Source organism: Facklamia sp. P12945, assembly GCF_050409485.1.
In the GTDB taxonomy this organism is placed as follows: domain Bacteria; phylum Bacillota; class Bacilli; order Lactobacillales; family Aerococcaceae; genus Facklamia.
Genome location: NZ_JBNUPJ010000034.1, coordinates 1 through 7,301, shown reverse-complemented (window position 1 = coordinate 7,301; position 7,301 = coordinate 1). Strand labels below are relative to the sequence as shown.

At 33.9% G+C, this 7,301-nt stretch carries 6 protein-coding genes and 7 tRNA genes; 12 read left to right on the top strand and 1 reads right to left on the bottom strand.

The annotated features are described in order from the left end of the window. Positions 1-60 precede the first annotated feature (60 nt). From ACQV2X_RS08365 to ACQV2X_RS08315, 11 genes are all read left to right on the top strand, one after another. Positions 61-133: transfer RNA gene (locus tag ACQV2X_RS08365), tRNA-Phe, on the top strand. A gap of 5 nt (positions 134-138) precedes the next feature. Then, positions 139-219 (top strand) — tRNA-Tyr (locus ACQV2X_RS08360). A gap of 33 nt (positions 220-252) precedes the next feature. Next, positions 253-323: transfer RNA gene (locus ACQV2X_RS08355), tRNA-Trp, on the top strand. 14 nt (positions 324-337) lie between these two features. Further along, positions 338-410, top strand: a tRNA-His gene (locus ACQV2X_RS08350). A 17-nt stretch (positions 411-427) separates the two neighbouring features. After that, a tRNA-Gln gene (locus ACQV2X_RS08345) sits at positions 428-499 on the top strand. A gap of 6 nt (positions 500-505) precedes the next feature. Then, positions 506-576: transfer RNA gene (locus tag ACQV2X_RS08340), tRNA-Cys, on the top strand. A gap of 12 nt (positions 577-588) precedes the next feature. Further along, a tRNA-Leu gene (locus tag ACQV2X_RS08335) sits at positions 589-674 on the top strand. Between the two features lie 360 nt (positions 675-1,034). Next, the gene (rsgA, locus tag ACQV2X_RS08330; RefSeq protein WP_428874561.1) at positions 1,035-2,078 is read left to right on the top strand and encodes a ribosome small subunit-dependent GTPase A; all 1,044 of its coding nucleotides are present in this window, start codon (positions 1,035-1,037) and stop codon (positions 2,076-2,078) included. A gap of 97 nt (positions 2,079-2,175) precedes the next feature. Next, positions 2,176-2,871 carry a hypothetical protein gene (locus ACQV2X_RS08325; RefSeq protein ID WP_428874560.1) on the top strand — a complete coding sequence of 232 codons (696 nt, stop codon included), beginning with the start codon at positions 2,176-2,178 and terminating at the stop codon, positions 2,869-2,871. Positions 2,872-2,935: 64 nt separating this feature from the next. Next, positions 2,936-4,630, top strand: coding sequence for a serine hydrolase (locus ACQV2X_RS08320; protein ID WP_428874559.1), 1,695 nt, complete (start codon positions 2,936-2,938; stop codon positions 4,628-4,630). Between the two features lie 229 nt (positions 4,631-4,859). Then, positions 4,860-5,120 carry a hypothetical protein gene (locus ACQV2X_RS08315; protein ID WP_428874558.1) on the top strand — a complete coding sequence of 87 codons (261 nt, stop codon included), beginning with the start codon at positions 4,860-4,862 and terminating at the stop codon, positions 5,118-5,120. 149 nt (positions 5,121-5,269) lie between these two features. On the opposite strand, the gene ACQV2X_RS08310 is transcribed toward ACQV2X_RS08315, so the two are convergent. Further along, on the bottom strand, positions 5,270-5,560 hold the full coding sequence (locus tag ACQV2X_RS08310; RefSeq protein ID WP_428874557.1) for an ArsR/SmtB family transcription factor: 291 nt from the start codon (positions 5,558-5,560) through the stop codon (positions 5,270-5,272). A 579-nt stretch (positions 5,561-6,139) separates the two neighbouring features. On the opposite strand from ACQV2X_RS08310, the gene ACQV2X_RS08305 reads away from it, so the two are divergent. After that, the gene (locus tag ACQV2X_RS08305; RefSeq protein WP_428874556.1) at positions 6,140-7,237 is read left to right on the top strand and encodes a LysM peptidoglycan-binding domain-containing protein; all 1,098 of its coding nucleotides are present in this window, start codon (positions 6,140-6,142) and stop codon (positions 7,235-7,237) included. Positions 7,238-7,301: the final 64 nt, after the last annotated feature.

The window sequence follows — 7,301 nt, the reverse complement described above, 5'->3', positions numbered from 1 at the left end:
TAACATGCTTGCCTGTCACGCAGGAGATCGCGGGTTCAAATCCCGTCCGGACCGTTTCTAGGCTTGATAGCTCAGTTGGTAGAGCACTTGATTGAAGCTCAAGGTGTCGGCGGTTCGATTCCGTCTCAAGCCATTGCTGGAGGGGTAGCGAAGTGGCTAAACGCGGCGGACTGTAAATCCGCTCCTTCGGGTTCGGCAGTTCGAATCTGCCCCCCTCCATTTTAATAGGGATTGCTAACCATTTTCCTTTTTAGGGACTTAGTTTAACGGTAGAACAACGGTCTCCAAAACCGTCAGTGTGGGTTCGATTCCTACAGTCCCTGTTAAAAGTATGATGGCGATTGTGGCGAAGTGGTTAACGCATCGGTTTGTGGATCCGACATTCGTGGGTTCGATTCCCATCAGTCGCCTATTTATATTTTATTATTGGGGTATAGCCAAGCGGTAAGGCATCGGACTTTGACTCCGTGATTCGTTGGTTCGAATCCAGCTACCCCAGTTTCATGGCGGTATAGCCAAGTGGTAAGGCACGGGTCTGCAAAACCTTGATCGCCGGTTCAAATCCGACTACCGCCTTATATCTATTACGGCGGTGTGGCGGAATTGGCAGACGCGCTGGACTCAAAATCCAGTGCCGGTTACACGGCGTGTCGGTTCGACCCCGACCACCGCTATTTATTTTAAACTCTTTCCTGGATAGGAAGGTTTTTTTATTGTTTTATTTTCATTGGTAAAGTATAATTTTCTTATAAATTCGAAAGGAGTGGTACAAGATGAATTTAGAATATAAAAATTTAGGTTCTAATCTAAAAACTCTTCAATGGTTTTTTGCTAGGGTTATTTGTTTTTACGTACCACCCTATCATTAGTCATTTTCTATATTTTTAAGGATCTAAGTTAATCTTAGATTCTTTTTTATTTTAATTATATTTTAAAAATTATAGAATTTATTTTGTCTTTCTAAATTCATCATATTTACGAAAACAGATAGCTTTATGTAGCATAAAAGGATAATTTAGATAGGAGACTAATTGATGATAAACAAAGATTATGGTATTAATTCTTACATTTCTAGATATAATTTAAATAATGATTTAAATATCTATCGCATCACAAGTCGTAATAATGCATTTCTAACGCTTCATAATAAAAAAGACGAATTAATTTCGGTTCGAGTAAATTTAAAAAATAGTGATTTTGTTGTAGGTGATTATGTTTTAGTTGAAAAGAATGCGGGAGAACATCAAATATCCACGTTTCTCAAAAGAGATAGCTTGATTACTAAAGCTCAAAGCACATCACAAAAAAGTTTGGCATATAATGCTAAAGAACAATTAATAGCTGCAAATGTTGACCAAATATTTATTCTTATTGCAGCTGATCAGAGGTTTTCTTTGGGAAAATTCGAACGCTATGTCTCTACCTTTTCTAATATGGCTAAGGATATTCAAATTATTATTTCAAAATCAGACTATCAAGTAGAAGCTTCAACTATTGAAAATACTATTTTAAAGGTTTATCCTAAAATGAAAATTAATCAATTATCAATTCATGATCCTTTATCGTATCAAAAAGTAATGAATCTTCTCAAAAAAGGTAAAACTTCTATTCTAATTGGATCATCAGGGGTAGGAAAGTCTACTTTAATAAACACTATTTTACAAAAAGAAGAACTGTCAACTCAAAACGTTAGAAATGATGGTAAAGGCAAGCATACAACCACCTCTTCCTCTATGTATTTCCTTAAAAAAACCTCTTCTTATATTATTGATACACCAGGCTTTAAAACTATTTCATCCCATAGAGATGCAGATGAAACGCTTCTTTTTCAAAGTATATATGACCTTTCGCTTAAATGTAAGTTTAATGATTGTTCGCACGTGAATGAGCCTGGATGTGCTATTCAACTAGCCATCAAAAAAGGGAATTTATCTAAAGAGTTGTACAATCGTTATTTAAAATATAAAGATAAAAAGAAACGGTATAAGGAATTGATCAGCCAAAAAAACAAAAAAAAGAAACCACATCATCGAATGAAAGTAATCACTAAGTCAGGAATTCTTAACGACATTGATTAATCTCACCTAATCAATAGTTATAAGGTAGTTTATAGGGCAACGTTAAGGTATAATAGATAGGTCGATAATTTTATGTTATTTCAAAGAGGTGATCTGTTTGATTAGTACAGTAGAAAGTTATTTTGAAAAAGAAGATATTTTGGTTCCTAAGAAATATCTTCAAATTGATGAAGAGTATTTAAATAAACAAGTTGATCAAAAAGTGGAGGAACTAACCAATCTAAATTATCCAAATAATAAAAATTTGTCAGATGAAGTGATATTCAATCTAAATCTTCCGAATATCTATAGTTATCAAGACTTGAGAAGCTTTTTTTATAATGATTTGAAGCATCGTGTGGCTGAGTTCTTTTTTTATGATCAACTACTGCCTTACTTATTCACTTTTTTCGCTGAAACCAGTCAAACCATCATTAATCAAAGTGAGCTGTTGCTTTTTCAAAATGAGTATCTAAAAAGAGTAGAAACGATAGCTAAAGTAAAGAATATCTCTTTTTCTGATTATGTACAAATTCACCTTCGATTGGCTGGTAATCCTTATGAGCGAATTAAAGAGAGAGCTTTTGAGGAATTTGTTTTTAGGTTAATTGCCAATCAAAGATATGAGAAAAATGAGTATGCTAATTTACAAGATGAGTACGAAGCATTTATTTCCGACCGCTCATTATCTCTTAATGTTGATCCCTTTGATTTGAAAGAGGAGTTAAGCCTATCTACTTTTGAACAAGATTACCCGACCATTTACTTTACTCAAGAACTGTTAGATTATTTTATACCTAAAATTATTAGTTAAGATTGGGTTCTTAAAATCCTATTGATATATTTACCAATAACATCAGGTGAAGGAGCGAACAAATTTGAATGATAGTTATCAAAAACAATTGCTTTCTTTTTTAATTACTGCGACTCTTTTTTCAACACTTTATTTCACTTTTGTTTCTTCCTCTAATCGTTATATTATTGAAAACTTTTTCAAAAAGCCGATTGATAGCAGCATTAACCTTGAGGAAGTAGATCTTAATTTAAGAAAAGATCCAATCTTACAAACCAACGCTAAATCTGAAAAAGTCTCACTCTCGTCTGAATTAAACGATCACTATATGCCAAGATTTTATAATCGACCTCAACTTATTAAGCCGACTTTAAAATCGTCTATTAATCGCAAACCAGTTGTTGAAGAAATTGGAGTGGCGGAACTTGTATGGAAAAGAGATGGATTGAAAAAGATACTTTATCAAGGTGGTTCGCCCTTCACCGGATGGTTTCAAGAAGATAAAACTAAAGGTTATTATCAAGATGGTTTAAAAGAAAATCTGAACAACAGTGAATTATTAGCTAAACAAGTTGAGGATCTTTTTGCTGTTAATAAATATCCTTTCTACATGACTCCTCATAAAAAAAGAGAGCATTTCACTCTGAAAACAATGGAGTACAGCATCCTTATTAAGTCTCCTGATTTAAAAATTTACTCAAATCCGCCTGGTTTAGCCAGTTCACGTTATTTACTAAATACTCAAGGAATGATAGACAGTCCAATGGAAGTAGGACAGGAACTCACTAATCAATATGGAACCTGGTTACATGTTTATTTTGGCTATGATGAGCTTGGTTGGATTAGAAAAGATTCTTCATATAATGATTACGTTTTAACCTATTATAGTGAAAGAGAGCTTTTAGATGAAATAGAAGCTATATTAGAGACTTATTTGGGATATATTAGTGCAACGGCAGGAGCTTCTTTTGTTAATAGTGAGCATCTTACCCAGGTTTCAGTAAATAACCAAATATTTTTCCCAGCCTCTACTCAAAAAATTTATGTTTTAGGTAAAATTTATGAGCTTTATAAAACTGGTGAGTTGTCACCCAATTCTATGGTTATTTTATCTGATGAAAACCGCGTCCCAGGTGCTGGAGTTATTCAAGGAGACCCTAGTGGGTCGCAATACACTGTGGATTACTTAGTAGATTTGATTCCTTTATATTCTGATAACACAGCTGCTAATATGTTAATTGAAGTAGCTGGCGAAGGTGAATGGATTACACCTTATGTCCATAAATTTGGTCTAAAAGATACCTTTGTCGATGGAAAATATTATCATGGATCAACCAACCGCAGATTTCAGACATCGCCTGGGGATGCTGCTATGTATTTCGCTTTAATGGCACGTAATGAACTGAATGGCGAACCTTGGGATGGTCAATTAATTCAAAAATTAATGACAAACCCATGGCGATATCTTTCTGCATTTATACCATACGTTACCACATGGAATAAAACAGGATTAGGATCGACAGAACAAAATGATGTCGCAGCTTTTCAAACGGATTATGGAACCTACACACTAGCTGTGTATACAGAAAATCCTTATAATTACGATGCTGTTCCAGATCAAATGGGAATATTATCTAAAGCTGTTTTTGATGTCTATGTTAGTAATCGTTCGCTCTTATGGCAAAAAGTAACAAATCCCCAAGCTTATTTAGAGGAAAAAGAGCAAGAAATGTTAAGGCAATCTACAGAAATGATGTTAGATGAAAACAATTATAATTAAAAAATAAAAGGGGCTGGGACAAAAGTCTTGAACAATTAAAGAAAGTCCGGTCAACAATCCATTTGTTAATCGGACTTTTTCTTTAACAATAAAAAAATAGAAAGCGTTTCCTGCTATAATAGTAGTAATCACAAAACCATTTAGGAGGGGCTTTCTATCTAGCAACAGTACACTATGAATCACACTTACTTGCCACTGGAAATGGATTGTTTATTCCCTGAAAATCATAGTGTTTAGGCGAATTCATGAGGTAGTCGAACAAATTCAATCTGAGATTCAGCAGCTCTTAAGTGAAGAAATTGAAACGCTTAACCGAGCGATTGAAACGCAAACTGTTGTCGGAGCGGATGAACGCAAAAAGAAGCGCTGTCGTCTCAAAAAGTATCACCAAAAAATTGCTGAGGATTTTATTCCTTGTAAAGAAAAACACACCACTTATCAAGCGACATCCAACGGTCGCAATAGCTTTTCTAAGACCGATGTCGAGTGAATATTTATGGCCAATAATCTACGTAAATACCCAAAGCAGCGAGCCTAGATTGGAAAGTCACTTTCCAATCTAGGCTCGCTGTAAATTTTAAGGGGGCTGAGAAGCCCTTTTGTCCCAGCCCCTTTTATTTTAGTAAGAATGCTTTCAGTTTAGCTGTTTTCGTAAGTTTCTAAGACGAGCTTGGCTGTATCGCTAGAAAGGGAATAATAAATTTTAGTTCCATCACGGTCCGCAGAGACAATTTTTGCTTCACGTAATTTACTAATGTGTTGAGAGACGGTAGATTGAGTTAATTCTAAATCTTGTTGAATTTTGCTGACATTCATAACACCGTTATTTTTTAATAGCAATGCGATTGAAAAACGAATAGGGTGTGATAAAAGTTTTAGTACATTAACATATCTAGCCATTTTTTTTGATTTCATTCCGTATGTTTGCATCTTTTCCCTCCATTTCTATCTATTTTTATGCCTAGTCAGATTGTATCACATATTTTACTTTTAAAGTAAGAATTTTTTGTGTTTTTTATATTACATTTAATTTTGCTTAAAATTTTTACTGATTATTAAATGGTGAAAATAGTAGATACTTATAATATTTTAGCTAGCAAGATAAGGATACCATTTTAAGTTGTAATAAGCAAAGGTTGTTTGAAAGTAGTGTATAAATGGTTTTTAGAATAGGTTTAAATTATAAAAATATGTAATTGTTTTATTTTTTAAACAATAAAGATCCTTCATATTAGTATGATAGTACTATTAAATAATCTTTAAACAATAAAATAAGCCAACGTATATGTTATTTTATTTATAACATAATTTTATAAAAGGCTTGAAGTGTATCTTGCTTGATTGATTGTAATATCACTGTAACCTATATTGCTATCTTTAATCGGTTTGCTTAATCATAGGTAACAAGTGCTAAAAAAACGTGCACTTATTAATAAACTTGTTTAAGATATCTTATATATTAATTTTAATAATAATTCACCAACAAGGTGATCATGTTAAGGAGTATTTATGAAAAAATCAATAATAAGTTTAGTTATCTCGTCACTATTGTTGCAAGTCGTAACTGTTCAACCAACTATCTTAGCTCAGGACGATAATTATCAAGGAAGTCTTGCGATGGTTTGGAAGCAGAGAACAGTTAATGAGATACGTCGTGTAATCAATCTAATGACTGAAAAACAAGATGGTGTCTATGTGATTCAATGGGGCGACACTTTAAGTAGTATTTCTGGAGCAACTGGTATATCGGTCAATGATTTGGCTCAAATCAACCAAATAGCTAATCCAGATTTAATCATAGCTGGAGCAGAGTTGCGTTTTAACTCAGATTCTGGGACGATCTCATATAGTCAAGGAGATGAAGAAGTAACAGTTACAGCTTATGAGACTGAAAGCAGTTCAATTAATACAAAGGCTCAAACAGAAGAGAGTCTCTTAGTAATTGAGGCAGCTGAAGACTTTGAAGAAGTTCAAGAAGAATTACCTACTTTTGAGGAAGCTATGCCTAATGAAGTTGTCGAAACAACTCGGGAAATTAGTGAAGAAATTCTTCCAGTTGTTGAAATGACTACCACGAGCAATGAAGTTATCGAGGAACAGCTGACTACTGAAGACTTTGAAACAACAGCCACTACAATTAAGTCTACTGATTTTAATACTGATTTAATTGAAACTAGCGTTTCAGATATTACAACTAGCATTACTACCAGTATTGAAACGACTAGTTATGTTGAATCTACCTATGAAGAAATAACTTTTGAAACGAATGAAGAAAGAGTTGAAACAACGCTTGTAGATAATAGCAGTACGGACCCTTATGCAGCGTTTGAAAGAATAGTTGCTGAGAAAGGTGTTTCTGATGTTGAGCAAGGTTATTGGAAGGCTATTATTAATCGTGAGTCCGGGTGGAATACATTTGCTAAAAATATGTCTTCTGGAGCATATGGATTACCACAAGCTTTACCAGGTAATAAAATGGCTTCTCATGGTGAAGATTGGCAAAGCAACCCTTATACTCAATTATCATGGATGTATGACTATATGGTAAGTCGTTACGGATCGATTTCTGGAGCTTGGTCACATTCTCAATCAAAAGGGTGGTATTAATAATTAAAGGGGGCTGTATCATAAGTCTCAAACCGAAAAACCACTATAAACGTTGTTTAAACAA